Origin of the sequence: Pararobbsia alpina (assembly GCF_902859895.1) — a bacterium.
In the GTDB taxonomy this organism is placed as follows: domain Bacteria; phylum Pseudomonadota; class Gammaproteobacteria; order Burkholderiales; family Burkholderiaceae; genus Pararobbsia; species Pararobbsia alpina.
The window spans coordinates 19,342-41,232 of record NZ_CADIKM010000027.1 but is presented as its reverse complement, the minus strand read 5'-3'; the positions used below and the strand labels follow the sequence as shown (position 1 = coordinate 41,232).

At 59.2% G+C, this 21,891-nt stretch carries 19 protein-coding genes; 7 read left to right on the top strand and 12 right to left on the bottom strand.

Annotated features, from left to right (window positions below; all coding sequences use genetic code 11):
* Window positions 1-116: 116 nt before the first annotated feature.
* The 5 genes from HV670_RS21200 to HV670_RS21180 form a co-directional block, all read right to left on the bottom strand.
* Complete coding sequence (locus HV670_RS21200; RefSeq protein ID WP_217478484.1) at window positions 117-782, bottom strand: protein-L-isoaspartate(D-aspartate) O-methyltransferase; 666 nt, start codon at window positions 780-782, stop codon at window positions 117-119.
* 136 nt (window positions 783-918) lie between these two features.
* Window positions 919-1,722, bottom strand: coding sequence for a MipA/OmpV family protein (locus HV670_RS21195; RefSeq protein WP_175106840.1), 804 nt, complete (start codon window positions 1,720-1,722; stop codon window positions 919-921).
* Between the two features lie 434 nt (window positions 1,723-2,156).
* Window positions 2,157-4,391, bottom strand: a complete 2,235-nt coding sequence (locus HV670_RS21190) for a xanthine dehydrogenase family protein molybdopterin-binding subunit (RefSeq protein WP_175106839.1) — start codon at window positions 4,389-4,391, stop codon at window positions 2,157-2,159.
* Window positions 4,392-4,417: 26 nt separating this feature from the next.
* A complete protein-coding gene (locus tag HV670_RS21185) occupies window positions 4,418-5,425 on the bottom strand; it encodes an FAD binding domain-containing protein (protein ID WP_175106838.1) in 1,008 nt (335 codons plus the stop codon).
* Between the two features lie 13 nt (window positions 5,426-5,438).
* Window positions 5,439-6,107: a (2Fe-2S)-binding protein gene (locus HV670_RS21180; protein ID WP_175106837.1), complete on the bottom strand. Its 669-nt coding sequence runs from the start codon at window positions 6,105-6,107 to the stop codon at window positions 5,439-5,441.
* Between the two features lie 418 nt (window positions 6,108-6,525).
* Between HV670_RS21180 and HV670_RS32285 the strand changes: the two genes are divergently transcribed.
* From HV670_RS32285 to HV670_RS21165, 4 genes are all read left to right on the top strand, one after another.
* Window positions 6,526-6,741 (top strand): NADPH-dependent FMN reductase, encoded by a 216-nt coding sequence (locus tag HV670_RS32285; protein ID WP_425511448.1) that lies wholly within the window; start codon window positions 6,526-6,528, stop codon window positions 6,739-6,741.
* Entirely contained in the window at window positions 6,725-7,651 is a 927-nt protein-coding gene (locus HV670_RS21175; RefSeq protein ID WP_175106836.1) for a LysR family transcriptional regulator, read from the top strand. Before HV670_RS32285 ends, HV670_RS21175 begins: the two co-directional genes overlap by 17 nt.
* Window positions 7,652-7,870: 219 nt before the next feature.
* Window positions 7,871-8,581, top strand: a complete 711-nt coding sequence (locus HV670_RS21170) for an SDR family NAD(P)-dependent oxidoreductase (protein WP_175106835.1) — start codon at window positions 7,871-7,873, stop codon at window positions 8,579-8,581.
* 84 nt (window positions 8,582-8,665) lie between these two features.
* On the top strand, window positions 8,666-9,064 hold the full coding sequence (locus HV670_RS21165) for a VOC family protein (RefSeq protein WP_175106834.1): 399 nt from the start codon (window positions 8,666-8,668) through the stop codon (window positions 9,062-9,064).
* Window positions 9,065-9,117: 53 nt separating this feature from the next.
* Here HV670_RS21165 and HV670_RS21160 read toward each other — a convergent pair whose 3' ends face one another.
* Window positions 9,118-10,293 carry a porin gene (locus tag HV670_RS21160; RefSeq protein ID WP_175106833.1) on the bottom strand — a complete coding sequence of 392 codons (1,176 nt, stop codon included), beginning with the start codon at window positions 10,291-10,293 and terminating at the stop codon, window positions 9,118-9,120.
* A gap of 346 nt (window positions 10,294-10,639) precedes the next feature.
* Between HV670_RS21160 and HV670_RS21155 the strand changes: the two genes are divergently transcribed.
* The 3 genes from HV670_RS21155 to HV670_RS21145 all read left to right on the top strand — a co-directional run bounded on the left by HV670_RS21155 (window position 10,640) and on the right by HV670_RS21145 (window position 14,177).
* On the top strand, window positions 10,640-11,344 hold the full coding sequence (locus tag HV670_RS21155) for a glutathione S-transferase C-terminal domain-containing protein (RefSeq protein WP_175106832.1): 705 nt from the start codon (window positions 10,640-10,642) through the stop codon (window positions 11,342-11,344).
* Window positions 11,345-11,687: 343 nt separating this feature from the next.
* Complete coding sequence (locus HV670_RS21150; protein ID WP_175106831.1) at window positions 11,688-13,460, top strand: sensor histidine kinase; 1,773 nt, start codon at window positions 11,688-11,690, stop codon at window positions 13,458-13,460.
* A gap of 6 nt (window positions 13,461-13,466) precedes the next feature.
* Window positions 13,467-14,177 carry a response regulator transcription factor gene (locus HV670_RS21145; protein WP_217478483.1) on the top strand — a complete coding sequence of 237 codons (711 nt, stop codon included), beginning with the start codon at window positions 13,467-13,469 and terminating at the stop codon, window positions 14,175-14,177.
* A 71-nt stretch (window positions 14,178-14,248) separates the two neighbouring features.
* Here the strand turns inward: HV670_RS21145 and HV670_RS21140 are convergent, their stop codons facing one another.
* The 6 genes from HV670_RS21140 to HV670_RS21115 all read right to left on the bottom strand — a co-directional run bounded on the left by HV670_RS21140 (window position 14,249) and on the right by HV670_RS21115 (window position 21,879).
* Complete coding sequence (locus HV670_RS21140) at window positions 14,249-16,627, bottom strand: arylsulfatase (RefSeq protein ID WP_217478482.1); 2,379 nt, start codon at window positions 16,625-16,627, stop codon at window positions 14,249-14,251.
* Window positions 16,628-16,777: 150 nt separating this feature from the next.
* Complete coding sequence (locus HV670_RS21135) at window positions 16,778-17,137, bottom strand: response regulator (protein WP_175106829.1); 360 nt, start codon at window positions 17,135-17,137, stop codon at window positions 16,778-16,780.
* Between the two features lie 63 nt (window positions 17,138-17,200).
* On the bottom strand, window positions 17,201-18,403 hold the full coding sequence (locus HV670_RS21130) for a formylglycine-generating enzyme family protein (protein WP_175106866.1): 1,203 nt from the start codon (window positions 18,401-18,403) through the stop codon (window positions 17,201-17,203).
* A gap of 126 nt (window positions 18,404-18,529) precedes the next feature.
* On the bottom strand, window positions 18,530-19,471 hold the full coding sequence (locus HV670_RS21125; protein WP_175106828.1) for an aldo/keto reductase: 942 nt from the start codon (window positions 19,469-19,471) through the stop codon (window positions 18,530-18,532).
* Between the two features lie 56 nt (window positions 19,472-19,527).
* On the bottom strand, window positions 19,528-19,959 hold the full coding sequence (locus HV670_RS21120) for a hypothetical protein (RefSeq protein ID WP_175106827.1): 432 nt from the start codon (window positions 19,957-19,959) through the stop codon (window positions 19,528-19,530).
* 531 nt (window positions 19,960-20,490) lie between these two features.
* The gene (locus HV670_RS21115) at window positions 20,491-21,879 is read right to left on the bottom strand and encodes a DUF2252 domain-containing protein (RefSeq protein WP_425511449.1); all 1,389 of its coding nucleotides are present in this window, start codon (window positions 21,877-21,879) and stop codon (window positions 20,491-20,493) included.
* Between the last annotated feature and the right edge of the window lie 12 nt (window positions 21,880-21,891).

Here is a 21,891-nt window from a genome sequence, read left to right as displayed (position 1 = left end):
CCACGCATGCTGGATTCCCATTGTCTCCAACGAAGAAGCATGGATTAAGGCGAGTCAAGTCTAGTTGTCAATTCGTTGTCAGGCTATTGGACCTAAGTCCAATAGCCTTGCCAGCACTATTCTTCGGTAATACCACCCCAGCCCTGCGCGCCAATGAGCGGCACGAAACGTACGAAGTTGAGCATTTCCTGGTAGTAAGTCCTGTCGCCGTAGCGAACCAGCCGGCACAGCCGCTGGCGCTCCGTATTCGGGCCCACCGGCATCACGAGCCGGCCCCCCACCTTGAGCTGCGCACACAATGCGGGCGGCACGACCGGGCCGGACGCGGTCACCAGGATTGCGTCGAATGGCCCACGTGCTGGCAGCCCGAGGGTGCCATCCCCCACATGGACGCTCACGTTGTCATAGCCAAGTGAAGTCAGCCGGTTGTAGGCGCTGGCAGCCAGTTGTGGCAGACGCTCGATCGTATCGACCACTGCAACCACCTCCGCAAGCACGGCGGCCGCATAGCCCGAACCGGTGCCGATTTCCAGCACGTGGTCATTGGGCCCGAGCTGGGCGATGGCCAGCATCAGCGCGACGATGAACGGCTGGGAGATGGTCTGCTCGGCCTCGATCGGAAGCGACTCATCCGCATAGGCGAATTCGCGCAAACCCCAACGCAGGAATGCCTCGCGCGGCACGCGCCGCATGGCGTCGATGATGCGTGGCTCCACGATGCCGCGTGCGATCAGTTGGCGCTCGATCATCTCTTCACGCGCGTCTGACATATCGTCATGCACGATCGTTCTCCTTCATTGCCCCGGCTCGCGGTACCGGTTCTAACGCCGCGTGCCGCCAGAGAGATTAGCGAATGTCGATATTGTTCATGAATGCCAGCGATGTCCATCTCGATCATCGGTTGGCGAATCTGCGCGCTCAGAACTGGTAGTTGATTGACACATCGGTCACGCCATTCGTCTTCGATCCCGGAATCGGGCTGTCCGCGCCGCTCCCCAGCAAGCGCTTCAGGGCACCGTCTGCGGTGACGAACCAATGCTTGTTGATGAACCAGATCATGGTGATGCCGAAACCTGCCGACGCCAGGCCCGCGTGGGCATCGAAGGGTCGGTACTGCGACGCCGCCGCCTGCTGGCCATTGACGCCGAACCAGCTGTTCATATAGTTCGAGTCCGCGAAGCTCACCGATGGACCCGCAAACCAGAAGAAGCGTTCAGAACTCGCCGGCATGGGCATATAGGTGCCAATGTCGAGGATCCAGCCATTCGAACCGCCGAAGCTGCGAATCGCGGCCACGCGGAAGACGATCGGGTAGTCCTTCGAAATCACATACTCGGCTGCGAGTTTCATTTCGGGCGCTGGGTTGATGTTCCCCAGTCCGTTGAGACGCGACGGATCGTCTTTTCCGCGACGGCCAAGATCGTAGACCGCCGAAATGCTCACGCGCCAGTTGCTACCCTGCAACACGTTAACGCCGAGACCCTCGCCCGTTGAAAGGAAAGCCAATTCCTTGTACCGAATGTCGAAGCTTGGACCCACGAGAGTATGGTACCGGTCGGAGCCGGTGTAGCGCGGTTGGAATGTGGCCCCTGCCCCGACGCGTACTTGCCAATCCGATTCACTACCTCGATAGAGCCTTTCGAGTGGAATCCCCGCCGAGTACTGCCATTCAGCCAGCGGCGATGGCGTCTGGCCGCGCGCCGCGGGTGCAATGGCCGCCATGAGACTGGCGACGAGGCCTGCGCTCCGGAATCGAAGCACCACGTGGCGCAGCGTGCAAGCGCGGTGCCCCTGTGAGGATGACGTCAAAATTGCCCCAGTTCTTAGGGAAAATTAGCCTTCCGCACAGCATAATTCGTTCCCGACCCGGTTCGCGGTGTTTGCGTTGGGCGTTACACGCCACACTCCGGTTCGACATCGACCATTCGGATACAACTATTATCCACCATGAAATTCCTACGAATGCATTGACCAACGCCGGCAATTGGGCGTTCTACGCGATCAGTTTCATGAAGAACATCGGAGTGCCCGGCGTAACTGTTTCCCCTCAACGGCTACGGCCCGCGTAGCGGTTCCGCTCGGGACCCCGAGCGTCCGCTGTCCGCGGGCCTGAGCCGCCATCCGGGCCCGTTCGAAAATGAAGGGGCCTGCGACGCCTACAAGGACACTTGAGCCGTCAACAGGTCCTCGAGTCGAACCGGAAGATTGCGCACGCGCACGCCCGTCGCATGATAAACAGCATTCGCAATCGCTGGCGCGATGCCCGCGATTCCAATCTCCCCGACCCCGCGCGCGCCGAGGGGGTTCAACGCAAGATCCGGATAGTCGAGGAACGTGACATCGATCTTCGGTGCATCGGCATGCGTGGTCATGACATAGTCGGCGAGGCTGCGGTTGATCGGGGCGCCGCTACGGCTGTCGTAGTTCGTCTCTTCGAACAGCGCCATGCCGACACCCATCACGACGGCACCTTCAATCTGGTTGCGAGCCGTACGGGCATTGATGATCTTGCCCCCATCGATCACGCTGACCACGCGGCTGACTCGCAACCGCGCTGTTTCAGGCTGCCATGTCACCTCGACAAAATGCGCGCAGTACGAGTGCACCGACACGTGCTTCGCGTCAGGATCGTCCTGGTTCGGGCCGGACCGCCCCCGTCCCACAACGGTGTTGACCCCTGCCGGCGCCAGAATCCGCTCGAAGGGCACCCCAGCTCCCGGCGAGGTTCCTTTCCGATAGACCATCCCTTGCTCAAAACCCAGCGCATCGGCCTTCTGCCCGTTGAAGGGTGAGCTACCTGCTTCGGCTGCAGTGAGCAAAAGGTGCTGGACCGCCGCCTGCGCCGCCTGCATCACGGCCGGAACCAGCGACGCCGTAGCCCTCGAGCCCCCGGACATCGGGCCGGGAGGCAAGCGTGTGTCACCGATTACCACCGAGATTTTGTCGAGCGCGATCCCGGTCACATTGGCCACCATCTGAGCGAGTACGGTGTACGTCCCCGTCCCAATGTCCTGAGTCGCTGTCAACACGCGCGCCGTTGCGTCGGCATGCAGTTCAACGATGACTTCCGCCGCGGATCGCTGCGCTTGCCACGACCCCGCTGCGACTCCCCAGCCGATCACCATGCCGTCACGACGCATCGACCCGACCGGCGTCTTGCGTGCCGCCCAGCCGAATTGGGCCGCGCCGCGCGTCAGACACTCCTTGAGGTGCCGGGAGGAAAACGGCACATTCAGGCTTTCGTCGATCGCCGGCTCATTGACCAGGCGTAGCTGGACGGGATCGATATTGAGCTTGATGGCGAGTTCGTCGACGGCCGATTCGACTGCGAACAAGCCAGGGACGGCGCCCGGGCCGCGCATGGACGTGCTGGGCGCGATGTCCCGGCGCGCATAGGCGGCAGTCACTTGCAGGTTCGGTGAGCTGTAGAGATAGCCGGTCGCCTCGCCACAATTCTCTTTGCGTGTATCCAGGCGGGCTGTTTGATGGACGTAGTGCTGCTGCAGCGATGTCAAACGTCCATCGGGTGTTGCCGACAAGCGTATGCGCTGCTCCGTGTTCGGACGGTGGCCCACGTTCTGGAACATCATCTCGCGCGTCAGCACCAGCTTGACGGGCCGCCGAAGATTGCGTGCCGCGGCGGCAGTGAGTAGCGAGTGGGACCACGGAAACAGCTTGCCGCCGAATCCCGAGCCTAGATACTTCATGATGACGCGCACCTGGTCTTCCGGCACGCCGAGCATCTGCGCCATCATCTGCCGCTGGTAGACAATCGACTGCGTCGTTTCGTAGAGCGTGTAACTCGTGCCATCGAATACCGCCACCGTGGCATGCAGTTCGATGGGATTGTGCGTTTCGATCGGCGTCGTGTAGACCTGGTCCAGCTTCAATGCATCAGAGGCGGCCGCGAATGCGGCCTGCGCGTCGCCGCGCTGCGTGTCGACGGACGGCGTCCCGTCTGCCGACATCTGGGTCCTTACATCAGGTTGACTCTGCGCATACCGCGCCTTCACCGCACTGGACGCGGCAGTTGCCTGCTCAAACGTATCGGCCACGACGACTGCAATGTACTGGCCATAGTACGAAATGATGTCGTCGTCGAGCGGCGGGCGTCTTTCGTCGATTCTGGGTCCGAAGCCGATGCGAAAGAACTTTCCGATGTTCTCGCGTGTGAAGACAGCCCGGACCCCTGGCATCTTCGAGGCAGCGGCCGTTTCCAGTTGATCGATGCGCCCTTTGGCGATCGTCGCGCAAACCGGTACGGCGTAAAGCATCCCTGGAAAGTTGAAATCCGATGTGTACGTCGCCGCACCGCTGACCTTGAGCGGTCCATCAATTCGGGTAAAGTCGCCGCCAATGACCGGCTGCGTTTTATTGCTAACTAATTGCACGTTCTCTCCGCGTCACGACCATTGGGTCAGGCAGTCTGTGTGGCCAGCTTGAGTGCTTGCTGGATGCAGCGTTTAGCAAGTTCGACCTTGAAGCCGTTCTGGCTTTGGGGGCGGGCTGACTGGAGCGCGGCCTCGGCCGCCGCCTGGAACGCCGTGGGCTCAGGCGCGCGGTCGAGCAACGCGGCTTCGGCCTCGCGCGAGCGCCAGGGCTTGACGCCGACACCGCCTAGTGCGATCCGGATGTGGGCAATCTTGCCCGACGATACGGTCATGACGACCGCTGCCGACGCCAACGCAAATTCATACGATGCGCGATCGCGCAGTTTCAGATAGACGCCGCGACTGCCAGGTGCCGGCGCAGGGAGCGTCACCTGGGTGATCAGCTCACCGGGTTTGAGGGTGGTTTCACGGTGCGGCGTGGCCCCGGGCAACAGGAAGAAGTCGTCGATCGCAATGCTTCGCTTGCCCTGCTTGCTTTCGACATGGATCGTGGCCTCGAGCGCGGTCATCGCGACACTCATGTCCGAAGGGTTCGTCGCGATACAGTGATCGCTGGTCCCCAGAATGGCGAGGTTTCGATTGAACCCATCGATTGCAGAGCAACCCGTGCCAGGCTCACGCTTATTGCACGGCGTGGCGGCATCGCGAAAGTAGACGCAGCGTGTGCGCTGCAACAGGTTGCCGCCGGTCGTCGCCATGTTGCGCAACTGGGCCGACGCACCGGAAAGCAAGGCCTCGGACAGGACAGGATAGTGCGTCTTGATCAGCGGATGATTCGCGAGATCGGAATTGCGTACCGTCGCGCCGATCGTGACGCCGCCACCGTCGATTGCTTCGACCTGAGCGAGCGGCAGGCGATGGATGTCGATGATCTGCGTCGGTCGCTCGACGTCGAGCTTCATCAAGTCGAGCAGTGTTGTGCCGCCGGCCAGAAAGCGCATCGACGCGCCACTTTGCTGGCTGCCGGCGTCAGTCTCCGCGATATCGAGTGCCTGCGCGACGCTGGACGCGCGCTTGAGTTGAAAGAGTTCCATTCGTATGCTCTGCTTAGTCTTTCCGGCGAACTTGCTGGATCGCGGAGACGATGTTCGAATAGGCGCCACACCTGCAGATATTTCCGCTCATGGCTTCCTTGACCTCCTCGTCACTATGACCGTAGGGCTCGTTGAGCAGCGCGACAGCCGACATGATCTGGCCGGACGTGCAGTACCCGCACTGGAAACCGTCGTGTTCGACGAAGGCGGCCTGCATCGGATGCAGATGGCCCGGCTGTCCAACGCCTTCGATGGTCGTGATGGCCTCGCCCTCGTGGGTGGCGGCAAGGCTCAGGCAGGAATTCACACGCCTGCCGTCGACATGGACCGTGCAGGCGCCGCACTGGCCGTGGTCGCAGCCCTTCTTTGTGCCCGTAAGCCGCAGGTGATCGCGCACGCAATCGAGCAGCGTCGTGCGGGGATCGATATCCAGCTCGTGGTGGGTGCCGTTGACGTTCAATCGGACATGTACGTTGGCACTATCTGCGCTCTGCTCGGCGGCGGGTGTTTCACCCTGGTCAGCACCGCCTGAAGCTGCGTGTGCTACAGAGGAAAGCTGTCCGGCGCCAATCGTGATGCCGGCGGCACCCACGCGGCCCAAGAACGATCGACGTGTCACGCGTTGGAACACCGTCTCAGCACTATTTGGGCTCGTGCCTGGTTTCCGGGACTCTTCGTCCATGAATCGAATTCTCCGCTGAATAGTGGGTCGGGGAACGCCGCGCATTGCGTCTCGCCCCATGTCCGACCGAGCTCTCTTTTCTAACATCAGCCATATAAAACTGGACCGACGCAAAGATGAAACTCCTTACACTTTTAAAGTTTCGGCGGGCGGTTTGGCGGGACCGGGCCGGCGTGAGCCCGGCGGAGTCAGTCCCTGAGGCGCATGGGATCGTCTCGCACGCCAGCCGCATCGGCGCGCGGCGACAGCCAAATAGACGGATTGAGTACACCTATCGATTCATTGGCGCATACATTGGGGCCACATCAATTTATCTGCTTATCGGAGATATCGCCTGTGAGGAATCACCACACTCCATATCGTGGGGCCAAGGGAGGGGATTTTTTGCCTAAACTTCAATTCATGCCAGAGAATCTCAATGAAAGACAAGCACGCTTCTCTTCGGCTCATCGGTATTCCGGGAAGCCTTCGTCGTCACTCGTATTGCACAGCGATTCTGCGCACGCTGCGAGATGAGTTCCCGCAACCTGTCACGCTCGACATCTTTGAGCTGAGTCGGATCCCGCTCTTCAACGAGGACCACGAAACTACAAGATTCGACAGGTCATCGAGGGATCATGCAGCGTCAATTTGACGATCTCCTTTTAGGCAGCATCGAGCTATTTTGCCTTGCGGTCGAATCGGGAAGCTTCACTGTCGCTGCGACTGCCGCAAGCGTCACGCCAGCCGCCGTCAGCCGTTCAGTCGCGCGTCTCGAGAAGCGCCTGGGTGTGAGGCTGTTCGTGCGGACAACGAGGCAGATCAGGCTGACGGATGAAGGCAGGCGGTACTTCGAACACTGCCGACAAGCGCTGAATCAGCTTGCCGATGCAGAGCGAGAAGCGACCGGGCAGCAGGCTTCACCGGCTGGCGTGCTGCGCATCAGCATGCCAACGCCATATGGTCACCACCGCGTTTTACCGCTGCTTGCAGACTTTCGCGAGCGTTATCCCGCTGTCACCGTTGAAGCGCATCTGAGCAATCGCAACATCGACTTTGCGGATGAAGGCTTCGACCTCGCGATTCGGGGGCGCGCACCGCAAGACTCCGGTCTAATTGCGCGAAAGCTCGAGGATGCGGAGTTGGTCGTCGTGGCGTCGCCCGCCTATCTGCGTAAAGGCGGGAAACTGGAAACGCCTGATGACCTCGTCAATCACGAGTGCATCCAGTACGAGTTGCCGAGCAGCGGCCGCCACCTCCCGTGGCTCTTCAAGCGTGATGGAGAGTCGGTTGAAGCCGTGACGCGCGGAGGTTACGGGGCATCGGGCGACGTGCTTGCCGGAGTGACCTTGGCGCGCCATGGGGCAGGCTTGTTTCAGACCTATCGATTCATCGTCGAGAAAGACCTCACGCAAGGAACGCTTCAGGAACTGCTCATCCCTTATGGCGGTCGTTCCCGACCATTCGTGCTGCTCTATCCGCATGCGCGTCATCTGTCGTCGCGCGTCCGCAGCTTTGTCGACTTCCTTATGGAAAGACTGGAGCGAGAACCCATTGACCGCTAGCAGCAGGATTGCTTCCGAAGTCTATCGCGCGAAAGAGCCGAGGCGCTTGCGCACGCTCACTCGCTATCGCACCGAACACGCGTCTGATTTGTTCCCGCCACGCATTACTGTTGGTCCATGGTGGGTATTCGAACTCTGCAACAACGCGCCTACATTGACCCTCATCGGCGCAACCTGCCCGATCGGCAGAAAGCCGAGTCAAATCGTTCGAGGGTTATTGTGAGCACATCGCAAAAGGTCATCATCGTCACGGGGGCATCGCAAGGCATTGGTGCGGAGCTGGTCAAGGTCCTTCGCAAACGCGACTACCGCGTTGTCGCAACGGCACGGACCATCAAGCCGTCGGACGACGACGACATCATCACGGTGGCAGGCGATATCGCCGACCCATCCACTGCCCGGCGCGTGATATCCGAAGGTGTGGCACGCTTCGGCCGCATCGACACGCTGATCAACAACGCCGGCATCTTCATCGCCAAGCCTTTTACCGACTACACCGATGAAGACTATGCAGCGATCACGGGCGTGAATCTCACCGGTTTCTTCCATATCACGCAGCTTGCAATTGCTGAAATGGAGAAGCATTCGAGCGGCCACGTTGTCAACATCACGACCAGTATGGCCGACCACGCGATCGATGGAGTGCCTTCGGTCCTGGCCTCGTTGACCAAGGGCGGCCTGAACGCAGCCACGAAATCCCTTGCGATCGAATACGCGAAGCGCGGCATTCGCGCGAACGCTGTCGCGCCCGGTATCATCAAGTCGCCGATGCACCCAGTGGAAACTCACGAGGCGCTCGGCGCGCTTCATCCGGTCGGTCACATGGGAGAGATGAGCGATATCGTGGACGCCGTGCTGTACCTTGACTCAGCGCCATTCGTGACAGGCGCGATCCTTCACGTCGACGGCGGCCAGAGCGCAGGCCACTAAGCACGCTCGGGCGCCGCTGCGCGGCGCTCCGCCTTGCCGGGAGGTACGATCACACCACCCAAATTCTGACTGGAGCAAAAATCAATGCAGCTTCTCGATCATGTTTCGATTGGCGTTCCCAATCTTGACGCAGTGCGGCCGTTCTACGACTCGATCATGAAGGCGCTGGGGGCTACGAAGGTCTATGACCGCCCCAATGCGCTCGGTTACGGAGAGCGTTGCACATCGGGTAATACGGAATCGACGTGCCTAGCGGTCTATCTGGACCCCAGCAGCATCGACGTGAACAAGCGGCATTGGTGCTTCAAGGCGGTGTCCTGCGAACGAGTGGACGCATTTTTTGCGGCTGGCCTCGCCGCCGGGGGACGTTCGGATGGCGAACCAGGCCTTCGGCCTCACTACCATAGCGACTACTATGCGGCGTTCCTCTTCGATCCAGCTGGCAATCGTGTGGAGGCGGTGTGTCATTCCGCCTCGAATTGACACGCTATTCAGCTACTCGCAGGCCAAACTCAATGCCGTCGCCAGGCGGCACGTCAGAATCGATGCCGCATCCCCATGACCAACAACAACTGCCGATTGTTTGCAGAGGGCGGGACGTTGAACATCGAAGCGTTAAATAGCGCCATGCCACCACCCCCAGTCACTACTTGGTAGAGGCTTTCCAGATAGAAATCGGTGCGTTTGCTAAAGGAATAGTCGGCCTGAGCGACGGCCTCGTGCCATTTTGGGCTGAGATTCGTGGTCCCTGAATCGAAATGCCCATCGGTCAGCGTGTACGACGCTGCAAGACTCAAGGCATGAGTTACAAAGTACCGGCCATTGATTTCGAAGTTGTCGAACCGAAGATTGTTGTCAGCGCCAATGGGAAAAGTACCACCCTCGCCGTATGCGCTGGTGACATTATTAAAGGACGAATGCGTCCATACGAAGCCCACGGACGATGCCCCAAAACTGTATTTTCCTCCGGCCCCCCAGATTTGTTCCCGACCGCCATTGATAACAGAATCGTCGCTGCTCTCGGCGCCACTCGTGTTCAGATCGGCAGGGCTGGCAGACCGATCGACTTGCTCGAAGGCAGCCGCCAACGACACCGGGCCATTCGAGTACCGAGTACCCAGGCTAATGACTCGATTGTTGGAGAATTGGCCCGCTTCGTTCGAAAAGCCGTACATGCCTCCCGCTTGCAAACCATTATAATTAACGCTATCGAATCTTATCGAATTGTTGACGCTCTGATGCCGAATCATATCGTCGTTATCGAATGGATGATCGGCAAGATTACCTCCCCATCCAATCCCCTCGGCGCTCAGCGGCGACAACCATTCGGACATGTAAGCGTAGCGCCGTCCGAGGGTGACAGTCCCATATTGTGTCGAACGCAAGCCGACATACGCCTGCCGCCCGAAGATGTCGTTTGTATTACTCAACTTGCCATTGGCGCTGGAAAAACCGTCCTCGAGATCGAAAATAGCGGCGAGTCCACCGCCAAGATCCTCCGTTCCGCGAAAGCCAAATCGCGACCCACTGATGCCGCCGCTGTTCATCTCAATTCCGGGGCGACCCACGCCGGGTTGCCCCGTACCCTCGTTGTTCCCGTAAATCATCGCAGTATCGATGATGCCGTAAAGCGTCACGCTGCTTTGTGCATAACTGGCTCCCGCCCAGAGAATTAAAGCAGCCGCCGGGAAAAACGGTTTGATTATTTTCACTTTCAAAATCCACAGTCCAATGCATAAACAATCTTCGTTATATATTATCCTATATAACGAGAACAACAAAAAAAGGCGCTCGTCGCCTGCGCGCCCTCAATAGTCAAACTCTCAAAATCGTAGCAGATATGTTGACTTGAGCGAGGTAACAGTTCCACGCCAGTGACGAGATCACAGTACAAACTTTTGCGTCGACCATTGGAGGCAGTCAACCTGTCATATATCTTTCGTTTTCCTCATCGAAGACATTACAATGTGCCTTCATAAATTCGTGAGATCCTGCCCGGCGTGGCGATACAGCCAGTTGGCGGGTTTTCGGTCGCACGAACGCATCGGGAGGCAGTACATGCTGACGCTCTACTCGTATCCGGATCTGTTTGGTGTAGCGGACAACAATCCATTCGGATTGAAAGTCTTCGCATTTCTTCGACTGTGCCGCCTGTCGTTCAAGCACCGGCACATTCTCGATACCGCACAAGCGCCGCGCGGCCAGTTACCCTACCTCGTCGATAGTGCCGACATGATCGGCGATAGTGATGCGATCGTGGCGCACATCAAACGCAAGTACCGGCCGTCGATCGACAACGGGCTCTCGCCCGGCCAATTGAACCTCGACCTGCTGGTTCGCCGGACGTTGGACGACTTGTACTGGCCGATGAGCTATTCCCGCTGGCGCGACGACCGCTTCTGGCCGGCCTTCCGAAACGCGCTTCTGACCACCCATCCGCGAATCGCGCCAGCCGAACTGGATGCCGCGAGGGAGTACAACCGCCAGCGGTACTACTATCAGGGCATCGGCCGCTACGAGCCCGAGCAGATCTATATGCGGGGTATCAGCGACCTCGAAGTCATCGCAGACCTGCTGGGCGAACGCGGCTTTGTGTTTGGCGCGCAGTCGGCGAGCCTCGATGCCAGCATCTACGGGTTCGTCGCGAATATCTACTTCTATCGGATCGATACGCCGCTGAAGCAGTACGTGCTGTCAAGGCCAAACCTGGTGCGCCATTGCCTCGCCATGCATGAAGCCGTGAAACAAAAGCGAAAAGACTGAGAAATAGCTTTCCCCATTCTATGAGGACACTAGAATGATAGAAAGGCAGTTGAAATTTTCTGTTGGGGAAAATTCAACCTTTCCTGAGTTTCACATGTTGCCTTCACCGAATGCTCACGGACTCCGTCTCACTACGCCTCGCGATTTCTGGCGTGCGGTGAATATTCCCTCGTCGGGCAATCCGCGGGTGTGTCGTTCGCCCCCCAGGCAGCGGCGCACGAGAGTCATACGCAGCGCGAGGGCACTAATAATTGTATTGCCTATAGCAGTCGGTACGGTCACGTGTTTCGACTCGTATGCTGTTGGCGCCCCTTCTGACTCGACTCAGTGGCGTATTTTGATCATGCAGGGCGGCGATCCTTATCTGCCCTCCGCCGTCGCGCAGGATCACGGCATTCGCGAGGTCTTCGCACGCGAACCCAGGCACGCCGTCGAATTCGTGACCGAGCCAATGCATACGCTTGAGTCCGGCACCCATCCGTCAGACAGGCTCGTCACGCAATACCTTGGCGAGAAATTCAAGGACCGCAGGCCCGATATCGTGATTGCGCTGCGGCAGCCGGCTCTGGATTTTCTGGAGCGCACGGCGGGCAGCTTCTGGTCAGACATACCCGTCGTGTTCTGCGGCGTTCCCGACGACGCGCTATTCGGCCGCACTCTTTCCTCGCGAACCTCGGGCGTCATGATGTCCTTCGACATATCCGGAACGATCGATCTTGCGCAGCGATTGAATCCTCGGGCCGACCGCATAGCGATCATTTCGGGAACTTCAGCGTATGACCGGGCTTGGAAACGGAGGGTGGAAGGCGCCCTGAGCAGCCGCGCCCGCCCAATGCCCGTCACCTGGATCTCCGACGCACCACTGGACGGAATGCTGAAGCGGGTAGCAGCGCTTCCACCGAATACGGTCATCCTCTACTCGTCGGTGTTTCGCGATTCAAGCGGGACAACGTTCGTCCCGCGCGATGTTATCCATTTGTTCGCCGATCGTGCACGTTCACCAATCTACAGCTTCTTCGATACCTATCTGGGAATGGGTATCATCGGAGGTTCAATTTCCAGGTGGGAAGAACAAGGCACGCTCGCGGGTGAACTGGCGCTCCACAAGCTGCAAACCCCAACTGAACGCGCGCAGGTCATCATCCCATCTCCACCCGCTTTGCTGACCGTTGACTGGCGGCAACTGAAGCGCTGGGACATTGATGCGGAGACATTGCCAGCCGGGACTAGAGTGTTGTTCAGGCCAGAACCGCTCCTCGCCCGCTATCGACTGGAAATCAGCATAGTGATGCTCCTCGTGATTGCACAAACGGTGTTGATTGCAGCCCTTTTTCTTCAACGCCGCCGGGCGAGGCGCGCAGAAAAGGCGGCAGCAGAACAGCGCAGTGCACTCGATCAGGCGTCACGCCTTGCAGTGCTCGGCGAACTGACAGCAGGCATCGCACACGAGATCAACCAGCCGCTCGGGGCGATCATGAGCAACGCCGACGCAGCACAAATGATGCTGGAACAACAGCCACCGCAAACATCAGAGGCCGCTGCCGTAATAGTGAGCATTCAACGGGCGAGCGCGCGCGCAAGCGACGTGGTCCAGAAAGTCCGGTCGCTCGCGCGCGGCAAGCCACTCGAGTTGAGACCCCTTCATCTCAATGACGTGGTGCGCGAAGCGACCGAACTCATGATGAGCAATACCACGAACGCAGGCGTCACCTCTGAGCTACGACTCGCAAACGACTTGCCACGTGTTGCCGGTGACAAATCCGCATTGCAACAGATCCTGATCAACGTGATCTTCAACGCCATTGACGCGATGAAAGGCGTACCGCGTCCCAGTCGCCGCCTGATCATTTCGACCTCGCTGGCAGCACCGGACGAGATCGCTCTGTCAGTGTCCGACTCCGGACACGGCTTGACGGACGAGGCACAGAGGCATCTGTTCGACTCTTTCTTCACGACCAAACCGGCCGGCATGGGCCTTGGACTCACGATCGTGCGCTCGATCGTCGAGGCGCACGGCGGCCGTCTGTCCGCATTCAACAACGAAGACAGCGGAGTAACGATCCGCGCCACGTTGCGCATCGCAGGATGCGACGGGACGTTCGTTCAAAGGAGATAGCGAAAAATGAGCTCGCCGTATATTCCAGTTGTTCATATCGTCGATGACGACGACGATATGCGCGGTGCCTTGGCTGCCCTACTTCGCGCAGCAGGGCACAATGTTCGCACGTATGCGGACGCGGGGCACTTCCTGCTTTCGAGCATCGCCCAGCTGCAGGGATGCGTATTACTGGATGTTCGCATGCCTGGGCCCAGCGGTCTCGATCTGCAAAGCGCGCTCGTCGAGAGGCACTCGCTCATCCCGATCGTGTTTCTGTCCGGCCAGGCGGACGTCCCGATGTGCGCTCAAGCGCTTAAAGCTGGTGCGCTTGACTTCCTGACGAAACCGATCAGAAAGGAAGCGTTACTCGGCGCTGTCTCCCGCGCACTGGAGTGTGATCGCCTCCGATGGCTGGCCGGTGTTCGTGCAAGCGAAGCCGGCGAACTGTGCGAGACATTGACGGACCGTGAACGGACTGTCGCTGCCGGACTGGCGTCGGGGAAACTCAACAAGGAAGTGGCTGCGGATCTCAACCTCTCCGAGCGCATGATCAAAAATTACCGCGCGCGAATCATGAAGAAGCTCGACATCCATTCGATCTCACGACTTGTTGAGCTGCTGCGAGAAGCCGACCACAGGTCCGACCGGCCTCTGGATGAAGGCACCGAGCCGTCAGACGCTCGCGGCCGGCCAGATGCCTCTGGTGCGACATCCGCTTCCGCGAAGCGGCCGTAACAGCGCAAGGAGCGAAACGCGAAGGCCGCTACCCTTAGGCTCGGCCCTCGATTAAGACATCTCTATATCGCCTACTTCTGCTTTACCGTTACCTTGTCTATCGTTCCGGTGAAGGCGTTATTCCACGGGTCGTAATCGTCGGTGACAGGCGAGTATGCATCCTCTCCGAGGTTGGCCGTTTCGGCGGCAAGCGAATACAGCGCACCCATTGTTTTCCCGACTTTTCCTTCGGCCACTTTCTTGCCATTCACGTACAGAGTGCCTGTGCCACCTTTGCCCTTTTGTTCCCCGCCCTCGTAGTTGAAGTCGTACACGAGTGTCACGTGCCCAGTCGGAAGCGCCTCGCTTGATTCGATCACGTACTTCTCGCGTGCGAGCCAGTTGTACACGTACTTGGGGTGTCCGTTCTTGACGTACAGGCTCCAGCCTCCGAACATACCCGCCTGCGACATGACCACACCGTTAGCGCCTTCTTTCGGAATTTCAAGTTCGGCGGTAATCGTATGGGAGACCGACTTCGTGTTGATGAAGCTGTTCTCGGTCAAACCCGGCATCCCCGGGTATATCGTCAACTCCTTGCGCCCCTGCATGATGTCCGCTCGCCCAGCGACTTCCGGATTCAGTCGCTCGGCACGGCGATCGTCCAGCGGGAACACATTGTTCTTCCTCGCCTCGGAGATAAACAGCGCTTTCATCTTCTCGAGCTTGTCGGGATACTGTGCCGAGAGATCGGTCGCCTGGCCGGGATCTTCCCTGAGGTTAAATAGCTCCCACTTGTCTTTCGAAAAATCGCTGGTGCGTAGTTCGGGCTCCCATAGCGCACTATGCACCGTCGCAGCGAGCCAGCCGTCCTGATAGATGCTTCGATTTCCCACGGTTTCGGTGTACTGCACGCGGTGCTGCTCCGGCGCGTTGGCGTTGTCGAACGAATAACGCATGCTTACACCCGCCATCGGTAGCTGCGCAACACCGTTCACGATCTTGGGTGCTGGAACACCGACGGCGTCGAGGATGGTCGGCACGACGTCGACAAGATGAGTGTACTGGCGACGCATCTGCCCTTTGGCCTTGATACCGTTGGGCCATTGCACGACCATGCCCGACATGATGCCGCCACCGCTCGAAAACGTAATTCCGAGGCTCGCCGGCGTGCTGCCGGCCATTGCCCAGCCGACCGCGTAATTCGGATATGAATTCTCGGTTCCATAGACCTTCAGGCGTGAGAGCAGATAGGGCACGTCTTCAGGCGCACCGTTCAGGCTCGACCACTCGACGAACGTACCGTTCAGATCGCCGACGACAGAGGGCCCGTTGTCGCCGAAGATATAGAAGATCAGCGTATTGTCGAGTTGACCGAGATCCGTGAGTCCGTCGACCAGCCGCCCCACCTCAAAGTCCGAGCTCTCCGTGAGCGTGGCATACACTTCCATCTCGCGCGCGAAGACCTTCTTTGAATCCGGATCGAGCGTGTCCCACTTCTGCACCGTCGACGGATTCGGAGCGATCTTCGCTCCTGGAGGCACGATACTAAGCTGGATCTGCCGCTGCAGCGTTTCTTCGCGCACCTTGTCCCAACCCTGGTCGAACTTACCCTTGTACGGATCGCGCTCGAGCCAGTCCTTTGGTGGGGTGTGCGGCGGATGACTTGCACTCTGCGAGTAATACAGGAAGAACGGACGATCGGGCGTGAGCGAGTGCGTCGCACGAATCCATTGCAACGCCTTGTCGGTCAGGTCGCGATTAAAGTGGTAGTTCGGATCTCGAGGCACCGGAATGTACGTTGTGCCGTCGATCAGGCTGGGATGGATCGAAGACTGCTCTCCTGCAAGATAGCCGTAGAACTTGTCGAATCCGCTTCGCGTCGGCCAGCGGTCGAACGGACCGCTGATGTTGACCTCGTTGTCCGGCACTTCGTTGTTCTTGCCGAAATAGCCGGTGAGATAGCCCCAGCTTTGCAGCATGGTGCCAATCGTTGAAATGCTCAGCGGGCGAATGCCTGTGTCGCCGGGATAGGTGGTATTCGTTCCCGTCACGCCTGCCATGCTGTTCTGATGGCTGTTGCGTCCTGTCAGCAAGGCGACGCGGCTCGGCGAGCAGAGTGGATTGACGTGGAAGTTTGTGTACAGCAATCCATTCGCGGCCAGTCGGTCCATGGTGGGCGTATGGATTGGGCCACCCATCGTCGACGGCTCGCCATAGCCCGTCTGATCCATCAGGATGATGATGATGTTGGGTGCACCTTTTGGCGGCTTCACGGTAAAGAGTTTGGGCGCGGGCACCTTGCGCCAGTCCATCTCGGTGATGAGCGCTTGCTTCGGTGGCTCGATCGGCAGCACTTCGCCCATCTTGTACTGCAAGGTGCCATTGCCTGACTGCGCCCAGCCGGGTAGCGCGAGGCTTAACGTGAGTGCGAAGCCGAGCGCGAGCTTTCCCGCGATCGAAGTCTTCAACGTTCGACCTCGCCAGCGCACCAAGGGCACACACCCGATACTTGCAGCGGCCTTTGGAGCGGCCTTGCCGGGTGAAGAATCGTCCATCATGACTTTATCCTCTCGCGTGACTGCGGTGACTCAGCGTGGGGCCACTACGGCAGACGCTCGTTATGGCTCGTCCTTTCTCGCGGCTAGTGCACGATGCAACGCGTTTTTCAGGACCGAAGCCGCAAACGGCTTGCGCAGCAGCTCTGCATTCAGCTCCGCGCTTTCGGTCCTGTAGTGCTCGTCGTCATGCGCAGTGATGAAAACGACGGGACAAAGGCATCTGCTCGCCCGTAACTGCCTCACCATCTCGGTGCCCGTCATGCCTGGAAGATGAATATCCACGACCATGCAGCTAGCGTCGTCGAATACTGCATGGCGCAGCGCGAACTCTGCGGAACCAAACGCCAGCGCCTCGTATCCGAGTTTTTCGAGCAGGGTGACGAGTGCATCGCGCACATCCCGATCGTCCTCCACCAGCACGATCCCGCCTGATGGGAGTGACTTCAATGTCGTCTCCTGGTAGCGTGTCGAAGCGCCCGGCACTTATCCGGATATCCGTAGGTGAGCACATGCGAAGATTCCTCGGGACCGACCTCTTTGTGTGGACGCGATCGTCGACCTGGCGTCATTCCGATGCGCCTGCCATACCGATTCGTCCATGGCCAGGCGAAACCCGAGATGAGACATACTGTTCATCGGATCAGTACCGCGACGCGCGCTGGTTTGATAACTCATGCAATACGTTTCACTGCACAGGAATGAGCCGCCCCGCGTCACGCGTTGAGGTGCGTTCGCGATCGCGCCTAGTTCAGGGTCATAGCTGTCACGCGGACCGGCCGGGTTGACCGGTTCTTGCGCAGACACTGCCTCGATGTGGAACGCGTCCGCGCGGTACCAATCCGCCACCCACTGCCATACGTTGCCGGCCATGTCATAGAGTCCGTATCCGTTGGGGGTGTATTGACCTACAGCGGATGTGCCGACCTGCACTTTCTCGCTTGCTCCTGCGCCGCCCGTTACCGGAAAAGGACGGGCAGCGTCTTCCCAGGTGTTGGCCATTTTTTTCCCGCCCGGCGCGACTTCCGCGCCCCAGGCGAAATCGGCCTGCTCCAGCCCGCCGCGCGCCGCGTATTCCCATTCAGCCTCGGTAAGGAGTCGCTTGTGAGCCCACCTGGCGTAAGCTTGCGCGTCCTCGTACGAGACCTGTACGACGGGATGCCGCTCCTTTCCTGCGATGTCACTCCCCGGCCCGGATGGGTGACGCCAGTTGGCACCGGGCACGTATTGCCACCAGCGGGCGTAGTCGTCGAGCGGAACGGGCCGATCGGTGCCGGTGAACACAAGTGCGCCAGGGACCAGCAGGCTTTCGTCCGGTTTGGGTGTGCCTGGAGGCGCCTGAATCTTCAGTTCGTCCCATGTGGGCTTGCGCTCGGCGGTCGTCACATAGCCCGTCGCCGCGACAAAGCGCGCGAACTCAGCATTGGTCACGTCGTACCGATCAACCCAGTAACCGCTCAGGCGGACCTTGTGCGCCGGCCCCTCATTAGGCATCGCATGGCGATGGTTGCTGCCCATCGTGAACTCGCCGGCGGGAATCCACACCATGTCCTTGGGACCCTGTATTCCGTCACCAATCGTCAGCGGCGCAGGGCCGTTCGGGAAACGATAGACCGCGAAAGCGGTAGCAATGGACATCAGGCTCGCGACGATCATCGCAATGACGGAAAAACGTTTAAAGTCACGCATGAAACACGTCCTCCTCACCTGACCTGACTCGCAGACTGCGGCATCACGCAGTACCAATATTGCGTCGATCAGTTGCGTGGCGATAGGGGCGTTTGGGGAAGCGCGGATTTCCCTTTTAGGGAAGTTCTATTGCGTACTTCGCGGAATAAACCCAGGGCTGCCGGTCTTGACGACTTCGTTGAACCTCTGCCTCGTCTCAATCCGGTTGATCTCTTCGAACGCGTCTGCTGGAAGCGCGGAGATGTCGAAATTCTCGCGCGCGCGGGCCGCAGTTTGGGGGGTGGTTAGCAAAGCCCCGCCACGCTGGATCGCCCAAGCGAGCAGCACCTGTGCCGGCGTCTTTCCAATTCGCGCGGCAATCTGCGAGATGATTGGATCCTCGAGCGGCCCCGGCCTGATTCCGTGACCCAATGGCGCAAAGGCCAAAAACACTATCTCCCTCTCCTCGCAGAATTCCAGAAGTTCCGTTTCTGGAAGATACGGATGTGCTTCGACCTGCACCACCGCCGGCTTGATTCGCGCCGATTCATAGAGAGGCTGCAATTCATTCAAGCCGATGTCAGACAGTCCGATGGCCCGGCATCTTCCATGGTCGACGAGATCTTCCATTGCCCTCCACGTGTCTAGCAAAGTTACGCCTTTGTCGTAAATGACAGCACCGTTTTCATCGTGCGGGTCCTGCTCATCTCCCGGTTGAAATGCAAACGGCGTGTGTATTAGATAGAGATCAAGATAGTCGAGCCCGAGCCTTTCAAGACTTGCCTTGAAAGCTGGTTCTACACGCTCGGGCCGATGATTGGAGTTCCACAATTTTGTTGTCACGAAGATGTCTTCGCGCGCGATCCCTCCGGCAGCAAGCCCTATTTGCAGAGCCTCGCCCACCTCACGCTCGTTCCGATATCGCTCGGCACAATCGACGTGTCGATAGCCGACTTCCAGCGCGCCTCTGGTAGCACGGGTAGTCGCAGCTGCGTCGGGAATCAGCGTGCCAAATCCGAGCGCGGGCATACGGCCGCCTCCGTGATTAAGCACTATCCTTTTGCTGCGGAAATCGGAAGACTCGGTCATGGCGACACCTCCGCACTTTTTCACACCCTGCGACAAAGTGCAGGGTGCTCCCACAATCAGTGGTACGTCGTCGTCGAAGACTGCAGCTTCGTCAGCACGCCGCGGTTGAATCGGAACCAGCCTTGTGAGCCTTGCATCACGACTTCATCGCCTTGCCAAAACACGCGCTTGACCGTCATGCGCTTGCCCGAGCGAAGCACAAGTGGCGGATGGAAACGAAAGTCGTACAGCACCGGGCCGGAATCGGTCTGTACGAGTGTACGCGTGACGGTGTCATTTGCGTTGCCGACGTCATCGAAATGCGTGAGCGTGTTCGCGTCGAAGCGATCGAAGATTTCCTTATCGAGCATCGCCTCGAAATCGTGGTCGCCGCGCACGAATTGCAGTTTGCCTGAGGGCGTGACGAGCGGGCCGGACGCGTTGCTTTGCGCATGAACGTAAGTCGCGAATGAGGTCGCTGCGAGCGCAGCGAGAAATAGTCGTTTCATGTTGCCTTTCAGAGTCAGCGACGTCTCCAACGACGAAGCACGACTCGCAATCATTTCTTGGGAACATTGTCGTCCATTTCGGTCGACACGTCGAAGGTCTGAGACTGGTTGGCCGGCCAGTCCCATGCGTCGGCAGTTGCGGCCGCTCAGGCCGTTGTAGCTCCAAGGGGAGCTATTAGAGTGGAACGGCCGTTCCGTGCTGCCACCGGGAGACAAATCATCGGCATTAGCTGCGCTCCGACAACGTCGCCGATGAAGTCGCAACACATTGCTTCCGTGACGCCATAAAGAGGTGACTGGCAAAAATCGGGCCCGCGAAGACGCTCGCGTCGTCGACAACGCTGCGGTCGGGCGCGCGCCTCGAATGTAAGCGTCCATGAGTTACCCAGTATCGAAAACTGTGGTTTTCGCACCCGAACCTCAAAACGCACAACATGAAAATTACTCCATAGACTCGCCCAAATATAAGTCGTCTGAATGTCTCACAAGACCCACTAGACCGATGCTACGTGGAGAGGGCTTTCTCCAAACTCATTGACGAATGGCCTGGATGCGTCCCGCTTTGGCTGCCGCTTTCAAAACCGTCCAGTCCGCCTCATTTTGTTCCGCATAAGCCAGTGCGAATTGTTCGATGGGCTCGTCGAACGCACTTGATTTACCAACATATCCGCTGATCAGCGCCGGATCACCCGCTTTCGCCATCGAATGGGCCAGCGCGTGAGCGCAGGAAACCGCATATTCGCCGAGATCTTCAACGTCGAAAGTGGTGAAGTCGAATGCACCCTTCATGTCGCGCAACTGTCGAACATAGAAATCATTGCCTGTATGGTGCATCCTTGACCATCCCAGAAAGATGTCGCTGGCCGATTGCAGCAGACGCTGCCCGTTCACCACGCGCTGGCCATGATTGGGAAAACGGCTGGGCGGCAGATAACCCTCCAGTACGGAAGCCCGGGCCTCCTTGAGTTGCAAGAACAGTGGGCACTGTCCATCGGACATGAAAAGCGCCTCGTAGCAGCGTGTCCCCACCGACCCGATGCCCACGACGCGAATCGCAACATCCACCAGCTCATAACGATCGAACAGTGCGCGCCGGTCATCAGGAAGCGTCAATCGGTAGTCGGCGAAGAAGCGACGAACCAGCGCGTCGTACTGTTTGCGATCGTGGGGGCTCTCCAACGGCACGTGATACACAAGCGGCGGCACGTCCTTGATGCGCAGCTTGCCGTTGACCAGTTCGGTTTTGTGAGTCATCAGGGAACGCGACGACTGCTGTCTCGCCTTCTCGATCACGGCCCGTTCTTTCCTTCTTTCCTCCATCGAATCGGCAATGGCCAGCATGCCCGCCGCCTTGAACTGGTAGTACCAGACGTCGAGTGTGTCCATCCGGCTGAAGTCAGCGACCCGTTGGCGGAACGTCTCACACAGCCGGCGCACCACGCTGCGCTGGTCACGCGTCGCAAATCCACGTTCGCGCGCCGCAATCACGAACGATGCAGCCAGCCTGCGCACATCCCAGTCAAATGGGCCGGGCAGCGTTTCGTCGAAGTCGTTGGGTCCGAAAAGAACGCGCCGCTCCGGGCTCGCGAACAGTCCGAAATTTGCCAGATGTGCGTCTCCGCCCAGTTGCACGATCACGTCCGAATGCGGCAGTTTCGACAGGTCGTATGCCATCAGTGGCGCGGCACCGCGATAGAACGCGAACGGACTCGCGACCATGCGCCCGTAGCGAATGGGTATCAGTTCCGTCACCCTGCCCACGTTGGACGCGTCGAGCAGCGCGATGGGATCCCGATCCCCGATCTTGCAGTCCGCCAGCTTCGCGCGCGGTGCCTTTGCGCGCGCCGCCCTGCCCTGCTCGCTGCGCGCCGCCGACGAGCCACGCCCCGCAAACAGCGTGGACGGGTCTCCTTGCGCCACCGGTGTTTTCGG